General features: G+C 71.0%; 17 protein-coding genes. 6 read left to right on the forward strand and 11 right to left on the reverse strand.

Annotated elements, in window-relative coordinates:
* The coding region (locus EV374_RS30455; protein WP_132240613.1) for a hypothetical protein at window positions 1-370 on the reverse strand (370 nt) is incomplete at its 3' end.
* Window positions 371-429: 59 nt separating this feature from the next.
* Complete coding sequence (locus EV374_RS30460) at window positions 430-1,233, reverse strand: cyclase family protein (RefSeq protein WP_132240614.1); 804 nt, start codon at window positions 1,231-1,233, stop codon at window positions 430-432.
* A 141-nt stretch (window positions 1,234-1,374) separates the two neighbouring features.
* Here EV374_RS30460 and EV374_RS30465 point away from each other — a divergent pair, with 141 nt between their 5' ends.
* Together EV374_RS30465 and EV374_RS30470 are read left to right on the forward strand one after the other, a co-directional pair.
* Window positions 1,375-2,943 (forward strand): hypothetical protein, encoded by a 1,569-nt coding sequence (locus EV374_RS30465; RefSeq protein ID WP_132240615.1) that lies wholly within the window; start codon window positions 1,375-1,377, stop codon window positions 2,941-2,943.
* Between the two features lie 17 nt (window positions 2,944-2,960).
* Window positions 2,961-3,788 carry a PhzF family phenazine biosynthesis protein gene (locus tag EV374_RS30470; protein WP_132240616.1) on the forward strand — a complete coding sequence of 276 codons (828 nt, stop codon included), beginning with the start codon at window positions 2,961-2,963 and terminating at the stop codon, window positions 3,786-3,788.
* Here EV374_RS30470 and EV374_RS30475 read toward each other — a convergent pair.
* From EV374_RS30475 to EV374_RS30505, 7 genes are all read right to left on the reverse strand, one after another.
* The gene (locus EV374_RS30475) at window positions 3,778-5,088 is read right to left on the reverse strand and encodes an MFS transporter (RefSeq protein ID WP_132240617.1); all 1,311 of its coding nucleotides are present in this window, start codon (window positions 5,086-5,088) and stop codon (window positions 3,778-3,780) included. The two genes, EV374_RS30470 and EV374_RS30475, sit on opposite strands and share 11 nt — an antisense overlap.
* A 26-nt stretch (window positions 5,089-5,114) precedes the next feature.
* A complete protein-coding gene (locus EV374_RS30480) occupies window positions 5,115-6,476 on the reverse strand; it encodes a hypothetical protein (RefSeq protein WP_132240618.1) in 1,362 nt (453 codons plus the stop codon).
* A gap of 78 nt (window positions 6,477-6,554) precedes the next feature.
* Entirely contained in the window at window positions 6,555-7,820 is a 1,266-nt protein-coding gene (locus tag EV374_RS30485) for a hypothetical protein (RefSeq protein WP_132240619.1), read from the reverse strand.
* A gap of 8 nt (window positions 7,821-7,828) precedes the next feature.
* Window positions 7,829-8,674, reverse strand: coding sequence for an aspartyl/asparaginyl beta-hydroxylase domain-containing protein (locus EV374_RS30490; RefSeq protein ID WP_132240620.1), 846 nt, complete (start codon window positions 8,672-8,674; stop codon window positions 7,829-7,831).
* 65 nt (window positions 8,675-8,739) lie between these two features.
* On the reverse strand, window positions 8,740-9,867 hold the full coding sequence (locus EV374_RS30495; RefSeq protein WP_132240621.1) for a DUF6421 family protein: 1,128 nt from the start codon (window positions 9,865-9,867) through the stop codon (window positions 8,740-8,742).
* Between the two features lie 100 nt (window positions 9,868-9,967).
* The gene (locus EV374_RS30500; protein WP_132240622.1) at window positions 9,968-10,768 is read right to left on the reverse strand and encodes a DUF6202 family protein; all 801 of its coding nucleotides are present in this window, start codon (window positions 10,766-10,768) and stop codon (window positions 9,968-9,970) included.
* Between the two features lie 228 nt (window positions 10,769-10,996).
* Window positions 10,997-12,427: an FAD-dependent oxidoreductase gene (locus EV374_RS30505; protein ID WP_132240623.1), complete on the reverse strand. Its 1,431-nt coding sequence runs from the start codon at window positions 12,425-12,427 to the stop codon at window positions 10,997-10,999.
* 341 nt (window positions 12,428-12,768) lie between these two features.
* Between EV374_RS30505 and EV374_RS30510 the strand changes: the two genes are divergently transcribed.
* From EV374_RS30510 to EV374_RS30520, 3 genes are all read left to right on the forward strand, one after another.
* Window positions 12,769-14,166 carry an FAD-linked oxidase C-terminal domain-containing protein gene (locus tag EV374_RS30510; protein ID WP_132240624.1) on the forward strand — a complete coding sequence of 466 codons (1,398 nt, stop codon included), beginning with the start codon at window positions 12,769-12,771 and terminating at the stop codon, window positions 14,164-14,166.
* Between the two features lie 42 nt (window positions 14,167-14,208).
* A complete protein-coding gene (locus EV374_RS30515; protein ID WP_207914672.1) occupies window positions 14,209-15,447 on the forward strand; it encodes an ATP-grasp domain-containing protein in 1,239 nt (412 codons plus the stop codon).
* A gap of 336 nt (window positions 15,448-15,783) precedes the next feature.
* Window positions 15,784-16,317 (forward strand): YbhB/YbcL family Raf kinase inhibitor-like protein, encoded by a 534-nt coding sequence (locus tag EV374_RS30520; RefSeq protein WP_132240625.1) that lies wholly within the window; start codon window positions 15,784-15,786, stop codon window positions 16,315-16,317.
* 18 nt (window positions 16,318-16,335) lie between these two features.
* On the opposite strand, the gene EV374_RS30525 is transcribed toward EV374_RS30520, so the two are convergent.
* Window positions 16,336-17,046: a class I SAM-dependent methyltransferase gene (locus EV374_RS30525; RefSeq protein ID WP_132240626.1), complete on the reverse strand. Its 711-nt coding sequence runs from the start codon at window positions 17,044-17,046 to the stop codon at window positions 16,336-16,338.
* 212 nt (window positions 17,047-17,258) lie between these two features.
* Between EV374_RS30525 and EV374_RS30530 the strand changes: the two genes are divergently transcribed.
* Window positions 17,259-19,079 (forward strand): DUF6311 domain-containing protein, encoded by a 1,821-nt coding sequence (locus EV374_RS30530; protein ID WP_132240627.1) that lies wholly within the window; start codon window positions 17,259-17,261, stop codon window positions 19,077-19,079.
* Window positions 19,080-19,085: 6 nt separating this feature from the next.
* Here the strand turns inward: EV374_RS30530 and EV374_RS30535 are convergent, their stop codons facing one another.
* Entirely contained in the window at window positions 19,086-19,868 is a 783-nt protein-coding gene (locus tag EV374_RS30535; protein WP_132240669.1) for an IucA/IucC family C-terminal-domain containing protein, read from the reverse strand.
* Window positions 19,869-20,157: the final 289 nt, after the last annotated feature.

The following is a 20,157-nucleotide window of genomic DNA, read 5'->3' on the forward strand; positions in this document are numbered from 1 at the left end:
TGAACCGGAGGTCCACCATCGCCGAGACCGTGCCGTCCGGGTCGGTCTGCCAGTTGGTCGTCTCGACCCGTACGCCGAACGTGACCTGCGATTCGGCCTGTTTGCGCAGGTCGCGGGCCTGGCGGAACAGCTCGTCCCGGTTGTCGCCGCACAGGCACCGGTTGATGTCGGGGTGCTCGTCCGGTTGGAAGACCGCCAGGAGGTACGCCTCGGCCGCCGCAGCCGGCGTCTTCTCGCCCCGCCCCGCCTCGACCGCCCTCGTCACCGCCTGCCTGACGGGCGCACCGATGCAGGCCACCGCGACGGCGACGGCGGCGGCGACCGTCACCCGGCGACGCCACTGCCGGGCGGTGAGAGGCGTCTCGATCACCGGGCGAGACTACGTGCCCGAGCGACGACGGGCGGGGGCGCGAGGCGGCCGAGCACGTGTCACACGACGGCCAGCGGGCGCACGGGCGAGCCCGTGCCGCCGACGATCGGCAGCGGGGCGAGGACGAACAGGAACTCGCTCACGCCGGCCTCGGCCAGCGAATCCAGCCGCAGGTGCTCGACGATGTAGATGCCCGCCTCCACCAGCAGCAGCCGGTGGACCGGCAGCACCCGGAACCCCGCGCCGGGAGGGATCTGCTCGTAGGCGGTGGTGTCCGCGCCCGTCAGGGCGACCCCGTGCTCCGCGAGCCAGGCCGCGCCGGAGGGGTCGACGCCGGGCACCCCCGTGTCGAGACCGAGGTAGGCGGCCGGATCCGACCAGTGCCGGGCCCAGCCGGTACGCACCAGCGCCACGTCACCCTCGGCCAGCCGCACACCCGTCCGCCGCAGGCACCGTTCGAGGTCGTCGGCGGTCACGCCGTACCCGCCGGGAAGGACGTCGACTTCGTGGGCCGAGGCGACGTCCAACAGCACCCCCCGCCGGACGAGCGGCGGAATGGTCTCGGCGCCGTGTACGCGGAACCGGCCACCCGACTGCGCCTCGGCCGCGTCGTGGCCACCGTGCAGCAGCCCGTCCTGCGAGATGTGCGACAGCGCGTCGACGTGGGTCCCGACGTGCCCGCCGGTGACGATCAGCTCGCCGGCCGACGAACCGCCGTCGGCACGCACCACGTCGCCGTGCCGGCGGAGCAGGGCCAGGCGGAACCCCGGGTGGTTCGGCGCGCAGGGCATCCCCTCCTCGAACGGCTGGCTGAGGTCGTGGATGGTGACGCCTGCGGCGACGGCGTCCAGGAGTGCGGTCATGGCGGTGATCCTGTCTCTGCGGGGATGACGGATGCGTACCGGGCCGAATCCGGGTGCGGATCTTCGGGTGATGATTCCCCGTAATGGCTCCGCCACGTATCCGGTACGGGTCACGCGACGAAAACGGCATTGCAACGGCCGATGTCGTCGCCGTCGCGTGTGAAGCGGGACCAGCCGACGGCCGGTCACTGTACTCGGCGACCCCGGACCGGTCGACCCCTGAAATGTTCGACACTAACCGTGTCCGCAATCAATACCGCGAGTTCGCCCCTGCCCGCCAAGCCGCTCGTGCCGTACACTCGCATCCGATTCAATAGCGAGTCGGGCGAAGGGGTGCGGTTCACGGTGCGACACGACAATTCGGACTGCAATTTCGCGGAATTGAACGCGCCGCTGGTGGCCGCGCTTCAGGCCGAGCCGGCGCGGTCCGCGCTCGTCGCGGCCGCGCCGTCGGTACGGCGTTTCATGGACGATCTCGGCGCCACCCGGATGCGGTTCATCCCCTATCCGCTGGTCATCGACCGGGACGAGTTCGACCGGATGGCGCAGGCGGCCTGCGCCATGATCGAGGCGCAGACGGCGGTGATCCGCGAGTTCCTCCGGTCGGGGCCTCCCGAGAAACTGTTGACGGAATTCGGCCTGCCCGCCGAGATCGCGCCCTTCGTCAATTGGGAGCAACTGGATTCGGTCGAGCAGGTCTTCGCCCGCGTCGACGTGCTGCCGACCCCGTCCGGATACCAGTTCTGTGAATTCAACATCGACTCGTCGATTTCCGGATTCGAGTTCCACGACTGCTATCAGGTGATGGGTGAGTCGGTCGACGTTCCGTGGCTCGCCGGCACGCCCCGACCCGAGGAACAGATCGCGGACGTCGTCATCAGGGCTTTCCACCAGGGCAGTTTCGACCGGGTGGTGGTGTGTGACTGGTCGAGCCGCATCGGGGTCGGCTACTTCGGCTTCGAGTTGCTGACCGAGACGCTGCGCCGGCGCCTGCCCGACGTGCCGGTCGAGCTGGTCTTCCACGCGGACTATCCGCAGCGGTGGCTCGATCCGGCGGCCGGAAAGCGCACCCTGGTCTATCGCGGCTTCATGCACGAGGACATGGACGACGACTACGACTTCATCACCCGGCTGGTCGGCAGCGGCGCCTCCGTGATCAACCTCTTCGAGGCCGAGATCCGCACGCACAAGCGCTGGATGGCAATGTTCTGGGAGGAGCGCTTCGCCAGCCTGCTGCCCGAAGGCGTACGCGACATGGTCGCCCGCTACGTGCCCCACACCGTCTCGGTGACCCCGGAGAACCGTGACCGCCTGCTGGCGGACCGCGCCGAGTACGTGTTCAAGTTCGGGCACTCGTCCGGCGGGCACGACGTGCTGCTCGGGGCCGACCACGACGCGGACACGATCGCCGCCCGGCTGGCCGAACGCGGCCCCGACGGCTGGCTCGCCCAGCGCCGCGTGCAGCTCGCCGAGTGCCGGTTCGCCCCCGAGGCCGATGCCGAGCCGGTGCCCCACCACGTGGTGCTCGGGCTCTACGTGCTCGGCGGCGAGTGCTCCGGCATGAACATCCGCGCCGACCGGGGCTCGGCCGTGGTCAACATCCACCAGTCGGCGGCCAGCGGCTGGGCCATCCCCATGGACGCCGACGAACGGCGACAGCTCATCGAGCGCGTGCAGGCGATCGGGCCGGCGGCCCGCGAACGACACTGACACCAGTTGGAGGCACGATGGAAATTCCCCTGTACCAGGTCGACGCGTTCACCGACCGGGTGTTCTTCGGCAATCCGGCCGCGGTCTGCCCCCTGGACGAGTGGCTCAGCGACGAGGTGATGCAGGCGATCGGCCTGGAGAACAACCTCGCGGAGACCGCGTTCATCATCGACCGGGGCGACAGCTTCGCGCTGCGCTGGTTCACGCCGTCGATGGAGGTCGACCTGTGCGGGCACGCCACGCTCGCCGCGGCCCACGTGGTGCTGAACCACCTGCGGCCCGAGTGGGACGAGGTCACCTTCCACTCCAACACGGGTCCCCTCGTCGTCAGCCGTACGCCCGAGGGGCAGTTCTCGATGTCCTTCCCCGCGTTGCCGCGCGAGCGGGTCGACCCGCCGGAGGCCCTGCTCGCCGGGCTGTCGATCGCGCCCACCGCCGTGTACGGCGGCATGGACTACATGGCGGTCTACGACAACGAGGAGGACCTGCGCGCGATCGAACCCGACCAGCGGATGCTCGGCACCCTCGACCGGCGCGCGGTGGTCGTGACGGCCCCCGGCATCTCCTCTGACTTCGTCGCCCGCTTCTTCGGCCCCAAGCAGTCGATCCCGGAGGACCAGTTCACCGGGTCGGCCCACTGCATGCTGGTCCCCTACTGGGCGGAGGAACTCGGCAAAAACAGCCTGACCTCCCGCCAGTTCTCTCCCCGGCTCGGCAAGACGCTGACCATCCACGCCAACTGCGAGCTGCGCGGCGACCGGGTCATCCTGGGCGGGTCGACGCGCCAGTACCTCGCCGGCGTCATCACGCTGGACGACGACGAGGTCGCCCGGCTCAGTCGCTGAGCTGTCGTGCCTCCGGCCGTGCCCCGTCGGCCGCCGCCCCTCCGGGCGGCGGCTCCGGGGCCGGCTCGGGTCCGGACTCGGGCTCGGTGGGCATCTCCATCACCCGACGCAGCGGCGAGAAGTACAGCGGAACGATGGAGACGAGTTCGCCGGCGACCGCGAGCGCGAGGGTCTGGCGGACGCCGATGACGTTCGCGACCAGTCCCGCGACCGACGCGCCCAGCGGGATCACGCCCCAGACCAGGAACCGCATCGTCGCGCTCAACCGGGCCTGCATGCCCGGCGCGCACAGCGCCTGCCGGACCGACAGTTGCAGGATGTTGGAGACGACGATGCATCCCGAGGCGATGCCGTAGCCGATGCCGGCGACGATCAGCCAGGTGCCGCTGCGCGCGAACGGCAGCGGAATCGAGGCGATCCCCGCCAGCACGCACGCGCCGAGGACCGTCGGCCCGACGCCGAAGCGCCGGGACAGCCGGACCGCCGAGAGCGCGCCGAGGGTCGCGCCGGCACCGGCCCCGGAGAAGATGATCCCGATGTACGCCGAGGGCAGCCGCAGCACCGACGCCAGCAGCAGCAGGAACATGGTGGTGGTCGCGATGTTGCAGAAGTTGTACGTCGAGCTGCGGAGCGCCATCACCCGGAACATCGGCACCCGCAGCACGTACCTGACGCCGTCGCGTACGTCCCGGAACAGCGTGGTGGTGCGCGGCGGCGGAACTGCCGCAGCCGCCCCGGTCACCCGGATCCGGCTGAGCAGCAGCGTGGCGATGCCGAAGCAGACGGCCGTGGCGCCGAGGACGTACGACGACGTGGCCACCGCCAGCAGGAAGCCGGCGATGGCCGGGCCGGTGATCTCCGCCAGCGAGAGGGTGAACTCCACCCGCGAGTTGGCGCCGGGCAGCAGCTGCCGGTCAACGATCCGCGGCAGGACGCTCTGGTAGGAGATCCCCAGGAAGACCGTGCACAGGCTCCCCGCGAACATCAACGCGTACAGCGCGGGCATGGTGAGGTTGCCGGCCAGCGCCAGTGCCGCGACGACCCCGAACACGGCCGTACGGCCCAGGCTGGAGAACACCAGGACCCGTTCCCCGCGCCGGCGGTCGATCCACGCGCCGGCCGGTAGTCCGAGGAGCAGGAAGCCCAGGAACTCGCAGGTCACCAGGAAACCGACCTGCGCCGGTGTGGCGTTCAGGGTCTTCACGGCGAACAGCGGGATGACGACCGTCGCCACCTCGAAGCCGAACTGGCTGACGGTCTCGGCGCTCCACAGCAGGCGGAAGTTCTTCTTCAGGGTGATCTCCTACCCGTGACCGGCGGCGATGTTCAGGCCCCCGGGTGCAGCAGCACCGGTGCCAGCAGGACGTTCGAGATGCCGCGGACCACGGTCCCCGGCACGGTGGTCAGGCGGCAGGTGAAGCCGGTGTGTCCACCGGGCCCGTAGTGCATCCCCCACACCGCGTACCAGTCCCGTTCCGTGACGCCGTCGGTGTCGAAGCCCGGCTCCGCCCGCTGGACGACCCTCCGTTGCAGGATGTGGCGACCGCTCCCGGCCGCCGAGGCGAGCGCCGCCCGCCACGTCTCGTCGTCGACCGTCCAGCCGGCCACCGTGCCCTCGCCACGGGCCAGGGTGGTGGGCTTCAGGATGGTGTCCGCCCGGTCGCGGACGAAGCCGGTCAGGTCGGTGGCCGCGTCGACGTGGGTCGTCTCGGGAAGGATGCGCCGCAACGCGGCGCGTTCGTCGTCGGTCAGCGCGTCCTGCACCTCGGGGAGCCACACCAGGGCGAGGCACGCCTTGCTGTTGTACATGTCGTGCACCGGCGAGGTGGCCATCGGCGGCAGGGCGGAGCCCGGCTCCGGATGCAGCCGCTGCCAGGCCGCCACGGGGTCCGGCTCCTCCGCGAGTTCCGTCAGGTTGAACAACCGCAGCAGATGGGTCACCCCGGCGACGTGGTCGGCGACGCTGCCGTCCGGCTCGTGCAGGTCCGCGACCTCCGCCAGGCGGGTCCGCAGCGGACGATCGGAGTACGCCTCCAGGCACTCGCCCAGGGGACGCCAGTCGCCGGCCCACTCCGCGAGGGCGCCGGTCGCCTCGACCATCAGCACCTCCGCCTGCCCGGGCGCCTCGGCGTCGTGCCCCGTACGGGTGGTCTCCACCGTGCGCAGCAGGTCGAGCAGGGCGGTGATGGAATCGAGGTGTCGCAGCCCGTGCCGCTCGGCGAAGGGTCGGAAGGCCGGCTCCGCCATGACGGCGGGGAGCCAGGCGGCGCGCTCGGCACCGCCGACGGCGGGGCTCAGGCCCAGCTCCAGGACCTTGAACCCGGTCCCGTCGTGGATCAGGTCGGCGCGGCCGTACGGCACCAGGGCGGGCAGGTCGGTCCCGGCCAACAGCGGGCGCAGCACCTCCGGCACGTCGGTCAGCGCGCCGAACGCGGCCGCACTGCCACCCGCGAGCAGGTGCGGCAGCCGCCCCACGACGTCGAGCAGCACCGTGAAGTCGGCGTAGAACGACGTGAGCTCCCGCTCGTCGACGAACATCACCCGGTGGAAGCTCTGTGCCTCGATGTCCGGCCCCAGCACCCGCCCGGCGGTGCGCGCCGGCAGGTCCGGTGGCAGCTCGCCGTCGCGTACCGCCCGCAGGTAGTCCGTCGCCGGGTCCTGCGACGCCGACCGGTGCGGCGCGCTCATGCGGCCGCCTCCCGCGTGGCGGCGGCCCGCCGGCGGGCGCGTGCGGTGCCGCCGACGGTCAGCCGTGGCGTGCGCTGGTCAGGCCGACAAGAACAGGGCACCCGCTGCCTCCAGTTCGCGTATCTGGCGGTAGTCATCCGAGATCGTCTCCGGGCTCTCGTGGACCAGGAAGACCAGGCCCGGGGTCGTGTACGAGTTGACGGTGACCTGCAACGGGTCGCCGGTCTCCAGGTAGGTGTCGACGGTGTGGAAGGACGGCAGCCCGCGCAGCAGGGGCAGGTCGTAGCCGGCGAGGGTCCCCGAGTGGCGGGACAGCAACTGCACCATGGCGGCGTGCCGGCGGAGGGCGGGACGCCAGCCCTCGCGGACCCGGGCGGCGAAGCGGTCCGGGGCCACGATCGTCTCGGCCACCAACTGCACCGCGTTGGTGCCCGTCGCCTCGGTCAGCTGCGAGATGTCGATCGAGCCCATGAACCGGGCGCCGGTCTCGACGAGCACCGGCTCACCGGCGATCATCATGACCTCCGTGTGCGCCGTCCCCTCGCGGATGTCCAGGGCGTCGAGCACGGTCCCGACGAAGCCGTGCAGCTGGTCGAAGACGGCATCGCGGGAATCGACGAGCCGTTCCAGGTCGTAGAGCGCCGTACCGCCCTCGTGGCGCTTCCTGGTGTGCCAGATGTCCGAGACGACGTACCCGCCCCCCGCCGACACGGTGTTGACGGCGTACTCGTCGCCGGTCATGAACGGCTGGACGAGGAGTTCCCCGATGGGATCGCCGAATACGTCGGGTGCGCCCAGCCAGCTCTTGAACGCGCTGTCGAGGTCCGCCTCGGAGCGGCACCGCAGGAAGCCGAAGCTGCCGGAACTGGCCCGGGGCTTGACGACGGCGTCGCCGAGCCAGCCCCCCGCGCGCAGCCACTCCGCCGCCTCGTCGCGGGAGGCGGTGCTCAGGTGCGGGATGACGGCGACGCCCCCGGCCGCCGCGGCGCGTGCCATGTGGTGCTTGTCGCGGCGGCACCGGGTCGTCGCCGGATCGTTGCCGGGCACGCCGAGCGCCCTGGCCAGCTGGTCACCCAGCTCGACCCCGGTCTCGGCGCCGGCCACCACGCTGCGCGGGCGCAGGCCCGCCCGGTCGAGCCGGTCGACGATGGTGCTGACGTCGCCGTCGTGGAGGTAGTTGTCGAGATAGGCGTGGTCGACGCCGGTACGCAGGAGGAACTGCGGCAGGTCCGGGTCGCTCTGCACGTGCACCGCGCCGAAGCCGTAACCGGCGAGGGCCGGCGCGAGCGCGTTGGCCGTCGAGTACCCGTCCACGACGACACAGACTTGGCTGGCGTGTCGCATGATCCGCCTCAGGACTCTCGGGCCAGCAGGAAGTACGTCCGCATCGGGGGGATCATGTCGAGCCGGTCGGCGACGGGTGAGTGCCGGGCCGCCCCCTCCAGCAGGTCGAACACGTTGTCCGGGGTGATGTCCCGGGTGAACATCGTCTTGATGGCGATCTTCAGGAAGTCCCGGTAGTTGGTGGTGTCCATGAGCACCCCGGCGCGCTCGAACGCGGCGAGTTCGTCCTGGTCGATCGGCTGCCGCGCGACCTGGTGCGTGCTCGGGATGCGGGGCGACTGGACCTCGCCGGTGAAGCAGGCGGCGAGCGAGTCGGCCTGGAAGTCGAGCACGAGGTGGGTGCGGTCCTTCGTCCAGCCGGAGACCGCGCTGTGGGCCTGGGTGGCGTCGAGGAACCAGATCTCACCGACGTTCATGTGGTAGAGCGTCGAGTTGTGCGAGCTGACGCAGGACTCGTGGGTCTCCAGCGGAAGGTGGATCCGGATCAGGTTGCTGTCGAGTTCGAGGTAGTCCCGGTGCGGCACGAGCGCGCTGCCGGGGGTCAGCCGGGCGAGCCGGCCGTACTTGAGGCGGGACATGTCGAACAGCTCACCCACCAGGTGCCGCACGTACGGCAGGCGCTGGCCCAGGTCGGTGACGACGGCCGGGCCCTCGAACGGGTCGAGTCCCGCGTCGAGGCCGAGGCCCGTGCCGTTCCACACCGCGCAACTCTTCCAGGCGCCGCAGACGAAGTCGCTGTACTTGTCCGTGTAGGGAAACGACGCCATGGTGTCGAGGTCCGTGGCGAGGCTGTCGGCGTCGATGTCGCACGTGCCGAGGATGCCGGTTTCGGTCGAGTTCATAACGGTGGTCATGGTCGGTACCTTCCAGCGGGGTGAGGGGCGGAGCCGCACGTCGTCGGGAGGGCGGCCGGCGTGACTCACACGCCGAGTCGCTCCTTGAGCTCGGCGAAGAAGGGCACGTGGAGGAACTCCCGCTTCTCCTCGTCGTACCGGGTGTACCGGCGGGTGAAGTCGATCAAGCCCGCGCGGGCGGCCTCGACCCCCTCGGTCAGGACCACGTCCTCCAGCTCGGTGATCTCGGTGACGAGCGTGCTCAGCGCCTCGGGCAGGCTCGGCAGGAGCCGGATCCGCCCCTCGTCGATCGTCAGGGCGCCCTGTTCGCGCAGGTAGTTGAAGAGCAGTTGTGACGCGATCGCGTCGTAGTTCGGCTTCGGGATCCCCTCGACCGAGTAGCGCAGCAGCCGCTCGGCCAGGACGAACTCGAAGGTCAGCGCGGCGAGCTCACGATCGATGTCCGCGTCGTCGAGACAGACCAGCATCGACTTGACGTCGACCCGCATCTCCTCCAGGCCGGCGAGCGGCTTGTAGCTCTTCGCGGACAGGAACTGCGGGATCGGCATGCTGCCCGTGCGGTGGTGGAACTCGTGCAGCCGGACCCAGGAGCCGGCGGCCCGCTCGACGCCGCTGTCGTCGACGCCGGTGAGCAGCGGGAACGAGCCCGGGACCATGGCGGCGTCGATGAGCCGGCGGGTGAGGCCGTGCCGGGTGACGAACTTGTCGATGAAGTAGAAGATAAGGTCGTCCGGTTCCTGGCGACCGTCGATGTGGTTCTCCGGGAAGAGCGCCACGACGACCCGACTGTCGAAACCGGCACTGTGCCGGAGCAGGTTGACCGGCATCGTCGGGCTCGGGTAGCGCTCCACCAGCACGGGGTCGGACGGGATGGGCTCGTACTCCAGGTAGTCCAGACCGAGGGTCGGGAAGTACGCGGCCGAGAACACGGACAGGAGCGTGTTGTCGGCCCGCGAGTTGATGTGCCGCTTCGTCGCCGTGAGCTGCGGCGTGTCGTGTGCGCCGGACAGGTCCTCGACGAGTGCCCGGGCCGCGGGCTGGGCACCGAGCGACGCCGAGTCGGCGATCCAACCGGCCAGCCGGCGCAGCGCCTCCGGCGATCCGGGCTCGGTCTCGCGCTGGTAGCGGGCGCGCAGCTCGTTCACTTCGTTGACGACGGCGTCTGTTTCCACTGTTGGCAGGGACGATCGCATGGCAGCTCCTTTCCTCGGAACCGGATGACTCCGGCGGTCGCCACCACGGGCCCGGGGCGTCGTCGGTGGCGGCCGTCAGTGCCGTTCTCGGTTGGTCGCGCTACGCCAGGTCCCGGGCGAAGTCGTCCAGCAGGTCCGCCCACGCCGGGACGTACGACTCGGCGAGCGCGACGAAGTGCTGCGCCTCGGCCGGGGTGGAGACCAGGTGGCTCATGCCGGCCTCGTCGTCGCTGACGGACGCGGCATGGCCCGTCTCCGCCCGGATGTGCGAGTCGATCCAGGCGTAGTCGCGCTGCTCGGGAAGGACCTGGCGACCGTCCACGGTGACCTTGCCGTACAGACGCCGGAACGCGACCGCGATGTCGAGGGCGATGGTCTCCACGACACGGAGCTGGACCGCGCCACCCAGCTCCTCGGCCGCCATGGCGTCCATGACGTCGAGGATGCGGGTCAGCGCGGCGGATTCGGCGGGCGCGTCCGCGCTGCCCAGGGCCGAGCGCAGCGGCGCGCAGATCGTGTCCGCCCACCACAGGTAGTGGACACCGTCCACACCCTCCGGTGCGACCTCCGCGAACGCCGCCGCCCGATTGTCCAGATCGTCCCCGATGACGCGGTAGGCCATCTGATACGCTCCGAGTACTTCTCGACTCACTGTGTAGTCGCGAGCCAGACGTCGCCCGTGTGCACCGAGGCTGGAGATGGTGGTGAACATGAACGCCTGAGTGGTCCGCTGCCACTTCTCCGCGATCCGCAGCGCACCGGCGGGGCTCACCGAGGTGGCCTCCTTCGCGCCCGCGAAGAACCGGTTGTTGCGTCGGGTGAGGCCTGCCTCGTCGATCAGTCGATCGATGGTGGCGTCGGCCTGCACACGGAGGTCGGTCAGGTCGAGTGCGGTGGTCATCGTGCCCTCCTCGCTTATAGGGACCGGGCGGAACGCTCCCCGAAGCCCGCCAGGACAGGCCAGTGTCGACGAAGGTCATCGAGTCGACGCGGGCCTATGATCATCGAATACGGTGTATCGCGCAACGGGAAGACGACTGAACCCCTGTGCTGCCCCCTAAGCGGGGTGCATCCCCTCGCGCGGTGCCTCAGGGGGCGGATAATCCCCGCCAGTTCAGCGTGACCAGCGTCAACTCGACGCGAGCGACGGTACGGCGCGGGCCAGACCGCTGTCCGGCTCGCCGGCATCCACGAACGGCGCCGCCAGTCGCTCCGGCACGCCCATGTTGCGCGCGAAGATCCCGAGCCGGCGCTGCCAGGCGGACACATCCGACGGCGGCGCGATCGGCACGGTGCCGCGGGCGACGAGCTCGGCGTACTCGTCGCGATCCGCGTTGCCGGTGGCGATCGAGTGCCGGAGGGCCGCCTCCAGGTCGCGCTGGGCGTTGACGACGCACATCGTCCACTTGAGCAGGACGGTCGCGGTGCACCCGGGCGCGACGTCGAGCACCCCGGCGTTGCGCCGTAGCCGCGACGAGTCGGTGGTGTTGATCGCCACCTTGAGGTGGGCGGACACCACCTCCGCGCCGCGCACCTCCGGATACCACTGGCTGAGCTGACGGAGCGCCAGTTGGGCGCGCTCAGTCGCCTCGGGGTGGCCGTTGCGCAGGAAGTGCCGGAAGTCGTCGGGCAGCGCGTAGGTCGTCGGGTCGACGCGGTGCACCGCGATGTGCGCCGCCGGCGGGTAGTAGACGAGCGCGGTGTCCTGACTGAAGGGACTGAACATGCCGCCGTACTCGTCCTCGAGCTTCAGGCACGTGTAGTTCTTCGTGGTGCGCTCGGGCAGCTCGACGAAGAGGATCTGGCGCAGCGCCATGTAGATGGGGGGCAGCGCGAGCGACGGGTTGAGACGGCGCGCGATCGCCGGGGTCTCGGTGGCGGCGCAGAGGGCGACCTGGTCGCCGACGACCGTCTGCCGCGCGCCGTCCTCGACGTACTCCACCTCGTAGGTGCCGTCCGGGCGGCGGCTCACCCCGGTCACGTCGGCGCCGCCGCGTACCTCGACGCCGCTGCGGCGCAGCTCCTGGTCGAGCAGCGCGGTGACGACGACCGGGTTGATGCCCCGTTGCGGAGTGACGAAGGCGGCGCCGACGTCGGCGACGCCGTCCGGTGCGGGGATCTCGCGGCAGACCTGCTCCGGCGCGCCGAACAACGCGTTGGCCGGGTCCTCGGCGCAGAGCTGCGCGTAACGGTCCTGGATGACCTGCATGTTCTCCCGGCACTGGCCCATGATGTCGGTGCCGCTGTCCTGCATGGCCCGGGAGGCGATGACCCGGCTGTGGTCCTTGCCACCGAAGACGAGGTCGGGGAAGAAGCGTTCGTTGACCAGGCGCCCGTCGAAGCAGTCCCGGGCGCTCTGCGGATCGAACGGATACTCGGCACCGCTGTGGTTCTCGCTGACGATGTTGCTGGCCCCCGTGCAGATCGGGTAGGCCTCGGGCGAGCGAGCCTCGGCCCGCTCCAGCAGAAGGACCCGGTATCCCGCGCGGCTACGCATGATCGCGGCAAGGCAGCCCGCGATACCTCCGCCGATCACGATGTGCAGCTCGGTTCGCTTCACTCTGTCAATCCCTCTGTCATGGGCAACGATCCTTTGCCGCAACACGAGCTGAACCAGGTCCCGGTTTCGACACCGTGCCCGGCCGGACAGCGCGTCCTGCTGCGGATCTTGGGGTGGAAGAGCGGTGAGGTGGCAGGCCGGGGGACGTTGGCTGGAGGAGGGGTGCCCTCGTTGGCGGTAGACGGTAACAAACTTCGATCAACCCCGGAAGGATCTTCCGATAGGACAGGGGTTCGAGCGACCGGGCCCGCTCACACCGCTCTCACCAGCACCGATGCCGGATCGGGGGCGCCCACGTTCGCGCTCCGGAGTGGATGACGCGGATCTGTACCCTCTCTGCCATGTCTGGTTCCCCCCTCGTCGACGACCTGCGTGCGGCGCTCGGCGACGCCGTCCTGACCGACCCCGACCTGCTCCGGATGCACCGCAAGGACGAGGCCGATCTGTGCGAGGCCGGCACTCCGCTGGTCGTCGTTCGTCCACGTGGCACGGCCGATGTGGTCGAGGCGGTGACGATCGCCGGGCGGTACGGCGTGCCGGTGGTGCCGCAGGGGGCGCGTACGGGACTGGCGGGCGCGGCGAACGCGGTCGACGGCGCGGTGGTGATCAGCATGGTCGCGATGGACGCGGTGCTGGAGATCGACCCGGTGAGCCGGATCGCCGTGGTGCAGCCAGGGGTGGTCAACGCGGCGTTGTCGGCGGAGGTGGCGAAACAGGGGTTGTGGTATCCGCCGGATCCGGGATCGTGGGAGATGTCGACGATCGGTGGGAACGTCTCCACCAACGCGGGTGGCATGTGCTGCGTCAAGTACGGCGTGACCACGGAGTACGTGTTGGGCCTGGAGGTCGTGTTGGCTTCCGGGGAGGTGTTGCGTACCGGTCGGCGTACCGCCAAGGGGGTGGCGGGGTACGACCTCACCCGGCTCTTCGTGGGTTCCGAGGGCACGCTCGGGGTGATCACGGAGGTGACGGTGGCGCTGCGGCCCGCCCCGGCGGAGTCGCTGACCATGGTGGCGGTCTTCCCGACCACCGCCGCCGCCGGTCGGGCGGTCGCCCGGATCGCCGAACACGGACTCACCCCCAGCCTGCTCGAACTGATCGACCGCACGTACCTGCGGGCGATCGAGGCGTACCGGCCGATGGGCCTGCGCACCGACGTCGAGGCGCTGCTGCTGGCGTCGGCGGACACCGGACCCCAGGCCGCGGGGGACCTGGCGCGGCTCGCCGAGCTGTGCGAGGCGGCCGGCGCCGACGAGATCCACACGGCCACCGACGCCGTGGAGGCGGCGGCCCTGTTGCAGGCCCGCCGGCTGGGGCACGCGGCGATGGAGAAGTTCGCCAGGGAGTCGTTCCCCAGCGGCAACGGTGGGATGGTGATCGACGACGTGGCGGTGCCCCGGGCGGCGTTGGCGGCGCTGCTCGACGGGGTGGCCCGGATCGCGGCCGAGTGCGACGTGACCATCGGCGTGGTCGGCCACGCCGGCGACGGCAACATGCACCCGAACATCGTGGTGGACCGGGCCGACCCGGCGAGCCTCGAACGCGGCCGGCGCGCGTTCGACGAGATCATGCGCCTCGGCCTGGACCTGGGCGGCACCTGCACCGGCGAGCACGGCGTGGGCCTGCTCAAGCGCGACTGGCTGGCCCGCGAGATCGGCCCGGTGAGCCTGCGGGTGCACCAGGCGATCAAGGCCGCCCTGGACCCGGCCGGCCTGCTCAACCCCGGCAAGGTCTTCTGATGCCCGCCACCCTCCGGCGGGCCGTACGGAGATGAGGAGAGCGTGCCGACCATAGCCATCGTCGACGGATACTCCACGGGCAGCGCGCTGAGCCGGGCGCTTGCCGAGCGGGGCGTGACCTGCATCCACGTACGCAGCGCCGAGTCCCTGTACGACTACTACCTGAAGACGTTCCGCCCCGGCGACTACGCGGTCGACCTGGGCTTCGTCGCCGACGAGGACCGCCTCGTCGACCGGCTGCGGGCGCTCGGCGTCGACCGGGTCGTCGCGGGCACCGAGCCGGGGGTGCTCCTCGCCGACACGCTCAACCACCTGCTCGGTACGCCCGGCAACGACATCGCCACGGTCACCGCGCGGCGCGACAAGTCGGCGATGGCGGAGACCGTGGCCGCCGCCGGTCTCGCCGTGCCCGCCGGCCGGTGCTTCGAGTCCGTGGACGAGGCGGTCACCTGGTACGCGGCCAGCCTGTCCGGCCCGGCCGTCGTCAAGCCCGTGGACGGCGCAGGCACCGACAACGTGCGGTTCTGCGAGAGTCTCGACGAGGTGCGCCTCGCCTGCGCCACGGTCCTGGCCTCGGCCAACCTGTACGGCGTACCCAATCGACGGGTGCTGGTCCAGGAGCGGCTCGTCGGGACGGAGTTCTACGTCAACACGGTCTCGTACGCGGGCGCGCACCGGGTCGCTGAGATCTGGCGGTACACGAAACGGCCGGGTCCTGGCGGCGGTCCCATCTACGACTACGAGGAGCCGGTCGACCGGGGCTCGGCCCTGGCCCGGCAGCTCCGTGAGTTCGTCTTCGGGGTGCTCGACGCGCTCGGTGTCCGGTCCTCGGCGGCACACACCGAGCTCATGCTCACCGACCGGGGGCCGGTGCTGATCGAGGCCGGGGCCCGCCTCGGGGGAGCGACCCTGCCCGACGTCGTGGCGAAGTTCTGCGGCGTGTCGCAGACCTTCCTACAGGCCCAGCATCTCGTCGATCCGGCGTCGCTCGACCAGTTCGACGACCGTACGCCGGGCTGGGGCGCCGCCGTCCGGAACGTGTCGCTGATCAACCCGGTCCCCGTCGCCGCGCAGGCGGGGGACTGGCACGCCCGGCTGTCGGAGCTGCCGGCGGCCGTGGCGGTCGCCGCGCGCTGCTCCCCCGGGACCGAACTGCCGCAGACCGTCGACCTGTTCAGCTCGCCCGGCTACCTCTATCTCGCCGCGGAGGACCCGGCCGAGGTCGAGCGGAGTTACGAGATGTTGCGCCGCTGGGAACGGCACGGCCTGTACGGGAGCTGACCTCCGGCGCGCCGGACCGGTTCGCCCATCGCGCGCGCCATGAGGGCCGGCGCGGGATCCGGGTCTCGCATCTGGGCCGGCGGGCCCTGCGACGGGAGTTCGGCCTGACCGTCAGGGAAGTGGTGAACGTCATCGCCTGGGCCGAGGCACCGGCTGACGACCGGGACGAGGAGGGCCTGGCCCGGCTGCGGTCCGAGGTGCGTACGCCGTTGAGGTAGGCGTCCGCTGCCCGGGGCGGACGGTCGGGCCGCAGGGACGCGGCGCTGCCGGTTCGATCGCGGGTGCCGACGGGGTAAGAAGGTGCGGAGGAACAACCGCTCACCGGAAGGACCCCCGATGACCCTGGAACGACCGATCGCCCCGGACCCGTACGACCTGCTGCCGACCGTTGCGTCGTTCACGCTGACCAGTGACGACGTGCAGAACGGCGAGCCGATGGACGCCGCGTACGCCCACGGCAGCGTCGGGGGCGACAACATCTCGCCGCAGCTCGCCTGGTCCGGCTTCCCGGCCGAGACCAAGGGCTTCGTGGTGACCTGCCTCGACCCGGACGCGCCGACGGGCAGCGGCTTCTGGCACTGGGTCCTGGTCAACCTGCCGGCCGACGTGACGCGGCTGCCGCGCGGCGCGGCCGGCGACGACCTCGGCGGCGCCTTCACGGTCCGCAACGACTACGGCGACCGGGGCTACGGCGGCGCCGCCCCACCGGCCGGCGACCGGCCGCACCGTTACGTGTTCGCGGTGCACGCCCTGGACGTGGAGCGCCTCGACGTCAACCCCGCCGCGACCCCCGCCGTCGTCGGCTTCAACCTGGCCTTCCACACCCTGGCCCGCGCCGTGATCCGTCCCACCTACCAGGTCAAGGAGTAACCCGGACCGGGCCCGGCCTCAGGAGGGGACCCGGGCCACCGCGAAGACCGACTGGCCGAACGGGGGGAGGACGCGCTGTTCCGCCGCCTTGGTGGCGGGGAGCACGAGGGTGTCGTAGACCTTGACCATCGGTCCCTCCTTCGGCATCAGCCGGAAGACCTTGGTCGCCATGAAGTAGCCGATCAGGCCGAGCGCGTTCGCGTAGTGGATCTTCTCCACCGTCAGGCCGGCGTCGGTCATCGCGGCGGCCAGGGTCTTCTTCGTGTAGCGCCGCACGTGGCCGGTGGCGATGTCCGCCGGGCTCATCGCGAACTGGAAGGCGGGCACGATGATGATGACGTTGCCGCCCGGCCGGACCAGGTCGCGCATGCTGCGCAGCGCGTCCACGTGGTCCTCGATGTGCTCCAGCACGTTGTACGACACGGCGGCGCTGTAGTCGCCCCGGTCGGAGTGCGGCAGCAGCATCTGCCGGACCTCGATGCGGGGCTGGTCGGCCAGCCGCTCCTTCAGCAGGATCAGCCGGTCCGGGTCGGCCTCGGTGGCGGTGAAGCGCGGCAGGTGCTCCGCCCACTCCAGCGCGTAGTCGCCGAGCCCGCTGCCGATCTCGATCGGGTTGTCACCGAGGTGCGGCAGGGCCAGCTCGACGAACCAGCGACGGTGGTTGACCGCCGTCGCGAGACCCTCCAGGACCTCGGACTGCACGCGCTGATCCCCAGTGATTTCTGCCATGCGTCGATTCCTCACGATATGAACTCGACCCGCGCCTGGACCGACAGAGTGAATCATCCGCACTGGCAACAGAGAAATCGGGGCACCCGTGGTGGCCGAAATGCGGTCGGGGGTGGGCACGTGATCGGCGGTCGGCGAACCCGGCACATGGTACGCCAGTACCCCGAAACATGTCACCTTGGCGTCATAGCCTGACTACTCTACGAATCGTCATGACTACTCCTGAATCGGGCCTCCCCGCTGGCGAGTCAGGGCCCGGGGCGTCGGTGGGCGGGCCCGACCGGGGCGTACGGCCCTGGAAGGGGTGGTGGACGGACGCCGCCGCGGTGGCGAGTTTCGCCGCGTTGGGCTTCTGGGTGACCGCGCGGCTCTGGCTGCGCCCGTCGCACGGCATCCGGGACAACCGCACCGACCAGTCGCAGTTCGAGTGGATGATGGCGCACGGCGCGCGCGTGGTGACCGATTTTGTTGATCCATTCACCTCGGGCCGGATGAACGTGCCGGAGACCGTCAATCTGATGGCAAATACGTCCGTATTATCCGTATCTCTGCCAATGACGCCCGTCACGCTCCTGCTCGGTACCCGCGCCTCCTTTCTGCTCTTTCTCACCCTGGGCATGATCGCCACGGCGACGGCCTGGTACTTCCTGCTGTCCCGGGTGGTCGTCGGCGCCCGCGGGCCGGCCTGGCTCGGTGCCGCGTTCTGCGCGTACGCCCCGGCGATGGTCTCGCACGCAAACGCGCACCCCAACATCGTCTCGCAGTACGTGGTGCCCCTGATCGTCTGGCGCACCCTGCGACTCGCCGAGCCGGGGCGCTGGCTGCGCAACGGGCTGCTGCTCGCGGCGGTCATCGTGTGGCAGGCCTTCCTCAACCTCGAGGTGCTGCTGATGACCGCCATCGGGCTGGGCGTGGTGGTCGGGGCGCTCGCCCTCGGCCGACCCGAGCTGCGCCGGCGGGTCCGGCCGTTCCTCGCGGGTCTGGCGGTGGCCGCCGCCGCGGCGCTGGTGGTGCTCGCGTACCCGCTCCACGTCCAGTTCTTCGGCCCGGGGGCGTACAACGGGCTGTCCTGGCTGATCCGGGGCTACTCGACGGACCTCGCGTCGTTCGTGGCGTACTCGCGGGAGTCCCTGGCCGGTGACGCGCGCAGCGCGCAGGGGCTGGCGAAGAACCCCACCGAGGAGAACGCCTTTTTCGGCTGGCCGCTGGTGGTGCTCGTCGTCGCCCTGGTCTGGTGGCTGCGCCGGCACGTCGTGGTCCGCGGCCTCGCCGTCCTCGCGCTCTTCTTCGGCCTGCTCTCCCTCGGGCGGGAGGTGCAACTGAACGGCAGGGGGACCGGGATACCCGGCCCGTGGGCGGCGTTGGAGAACCTGCCCGTCCTGCACTCGGTGGTGCCGACCCGGTGGGCGCTGGCGATCACCCCGATCGTCGGGGTGCTGCTCGCCTACGGGGCGGACCACGCGCGCGCCCTGGCCGACCGGCACCCGCGGGCACGCCCGCAGATCCGTTTCGCCACCGCCACGGTGCTGGTCATGGCCCTGCTGCCGATCCTGCCGACCCCGCTGCCCACCACCCGGCTCGACCCCGTGCCCGCCTTCGTCACCTCGGGCGCCTGGCGGCCGTACGCGGACGGCGGGCGGAGCATCGTGACCCTCCCGCTGCCCGACACCCACTACGCCGATCCGCTGCGCTGGTCGGCGCGGACCGGCCTGGACATGCCCATCGCCCGCGGCTACTTCCTCGGCCCGGACACCCGCCCCGGTCGGGACCGGATCGCCCTGTTCTCCGCGCCGCCCCGCCCCACCAGCGAGTTCTTCGCCGAGATCCGGCGGACCGGCGCGGTGCCACCGATCACCCCGCAGGCGCGGGTCGACGCGGTCGGGGACCTGCGGTACTGGCGGGCGGGCGCGGTCGTCCTCGGGCCGCACCGGCAGGCCGACGCGCTGCGCCGGGGCATGACCGAGCTGACCGGCGTCCGCCCCACGTACACCGGTGGGGTCTGGCTCTGGGACGTCCGCCCGCTCACCGACTGACGCCGGTCAGGCCTGGCGGACGCAGCAGCCCTGGCAGATCTTGGGCTTGGGCAGGGTGAACGCGAGGCAGCAGGTGCGCCGCTGCACGGTCGGCTCGCCGTTCGGGCCCGGGACCAGCTCCACCAGGTCGGCGAGGTCGAGCGCGCCGAGCAGCGTCTCGATCGTCTCGACCGACGAGCCGGGCAGGCCGTCGGCGGCCCGGAGGACGCCGTGGGCGATGCCCGAGGCCACCGACCCGAGCAGGGTGCGCGCGCCGATGCGGACCTCGGCCTGGATCGCGGCGACCATCGGGGCCAGGTGGGCGTCGAGCAGCGAGGCCCGGAGCACCCGGAGCAGTTCCGCCTCGTCCGCGACGACCCGCACCTCGGGCAGCCCGGCGAGCGCCAGCGGGTCGCTCGGCAGCACCGCGACCGTGGTCGAGCGGCGCAGGCCCATGGTGAGCAGCGGTCGGTGGTCCTCGAAGTGGATCAGCACGTCGGCCGGGTCGAGCAGCGGCACCCGTCGGGCCGAGGCCCAGCCGAGCGCCACGGGCAGCGCCGTCCAGTAGCTGTACGACTTCCAGGCCAGCGCGGCGCAGGCGTGCGGGGTGCCGCCCCAACGCGAGCTGGCCGAGCGCAGGAACTCCGGCAGGAGGGTGCCGTCGACCAGGGCGGTCGCCGGGCGCCAGCCGAACTCGTCGTGCACCAGCAGGCCGGGCGCGAGACCGGGCACGTCGTCGGTGCCGAACATCGCGCGCATGGCGGCGGTGACCGGGGCCAGCGGCGCGGCGGCGGTGTGGCGCTCCGGCATCACCGCTGTCACTGGACTCACCCACCCCGTCGTCGCCGTCGGCGGGCACCCGCCCGTCGCTGAGCTAAGGCTAGCCTAACCACATCTCGCGAGATAAGGGAAGGCTCGCCTGCCTTGGATCCGGAGGGGTCGGTCACTTCGCCCGCGCGGCGTACTACCCGGTCATCGGGGCGGAAAACGTCGCATCAGTATCGACAGCCATCGCTATCTGTCAAGGCTCGTGTCGGCAAGGTGCCAGTTCCGTGTGCGCGTCGCCACAGAACGTGAAACTGATACTCCCGGCCACGAG

This window comes from Micromonospora sp. CNZ303 (genome assembly GCF_004345505.1).

Bases quoted from the DNA above. Each gene is read 5' to 3' on its own strand.
- EV374_RS30460 (WP_132240614.1), bottom strand. From the start codon at position 1,233: ATGACCGCACTCCTGGACGCCGTCGCCGCAGGCGTCACCATCCACGAC.
- EV374_RS30465 (WP_132240615.1), top strand. From the start codon at position 1,375: ATGTCGTCGCCGTCGCGTGTGAAGCGGGACCAGCCGACGGCCGGTCAC.
- EV374_RS30470 (WP_132240616.1), top strand. From the start codon at position 2,961: ATGGAAATTCCCCTGTACCAGGTCGACGCGTTCACCGACCGGGTGTTC.
- EV374_RS30480 (WP_132240618.1), bottom strand. From the start codon at position 6,476: ATGAGCGCGCCGCACCGGTCGGCGTCGCAGGACCCGGCGACGGACTAC.
- EV374_RS30485 (WP_132240619.1), bottom strand. From the start codon at position 7,820: ATGCGACACGCCAGCCAAGTCTGTGTCGTCGTGGACGGGTACTCGACG.
- EV374_RS30490 (WP_132240620.1), bottom strand. From the start codon at position 8,674: ATGACCACCGTTATGAACTCGACCGAAACCGGCATCCTCGGCACGTGC.
- EV374_RS30495 (WP_132240621.1), bottom strand. From the start codon at position 9,867: ATGCGATCGTCCCTGCCAACAGTGGAAACAGACGCCGTCGTCAACGAA.
- EV374_RS30500 (WP_132240622.1), bottom strand. From the start codon at position 10,768: ATGACCACCGCACTCGACCTGACCGACCTCCGTGTGCAGGCCGACGCC.
- EV374_RS30510 (WP_132240624.1), top strand. From the start codon at position 12,769: ATGTCTGGTTCCCCCCTCGTCGACGACCTGCGTGCGGCGCTCGGCGAC.
- EV374_RS30520 (WP_132240625.1), top strand. From the start codon at position 15,784: ATGACCCTGGAACGACCGATCGCCCCGGACCCGTACGACCTGCTGCCG.
- EV374_RS30525 (WP_132240626.1), bottom strand. From the start codon at position 17,046: ATGGCAGAAATCACTGGGGATCAGCGCGTGCAGTCCGAGGTCCTGGAG.
- EV374_RS30530 (WP_132240627.1), top strand. From the start codon at position 17,259: ATGACTACTCCTGAATCGGGCCTCCCCGCTGGCGAGTCAGGGCCCGGG.
- EV374_RS30535 (WP_132240669.1), bottom strand. From the start codon at position 19,868: ATGCCGGAGCGCCACACCGCCGCCGCGCCGCTGGCCCCGGTCACCGCC.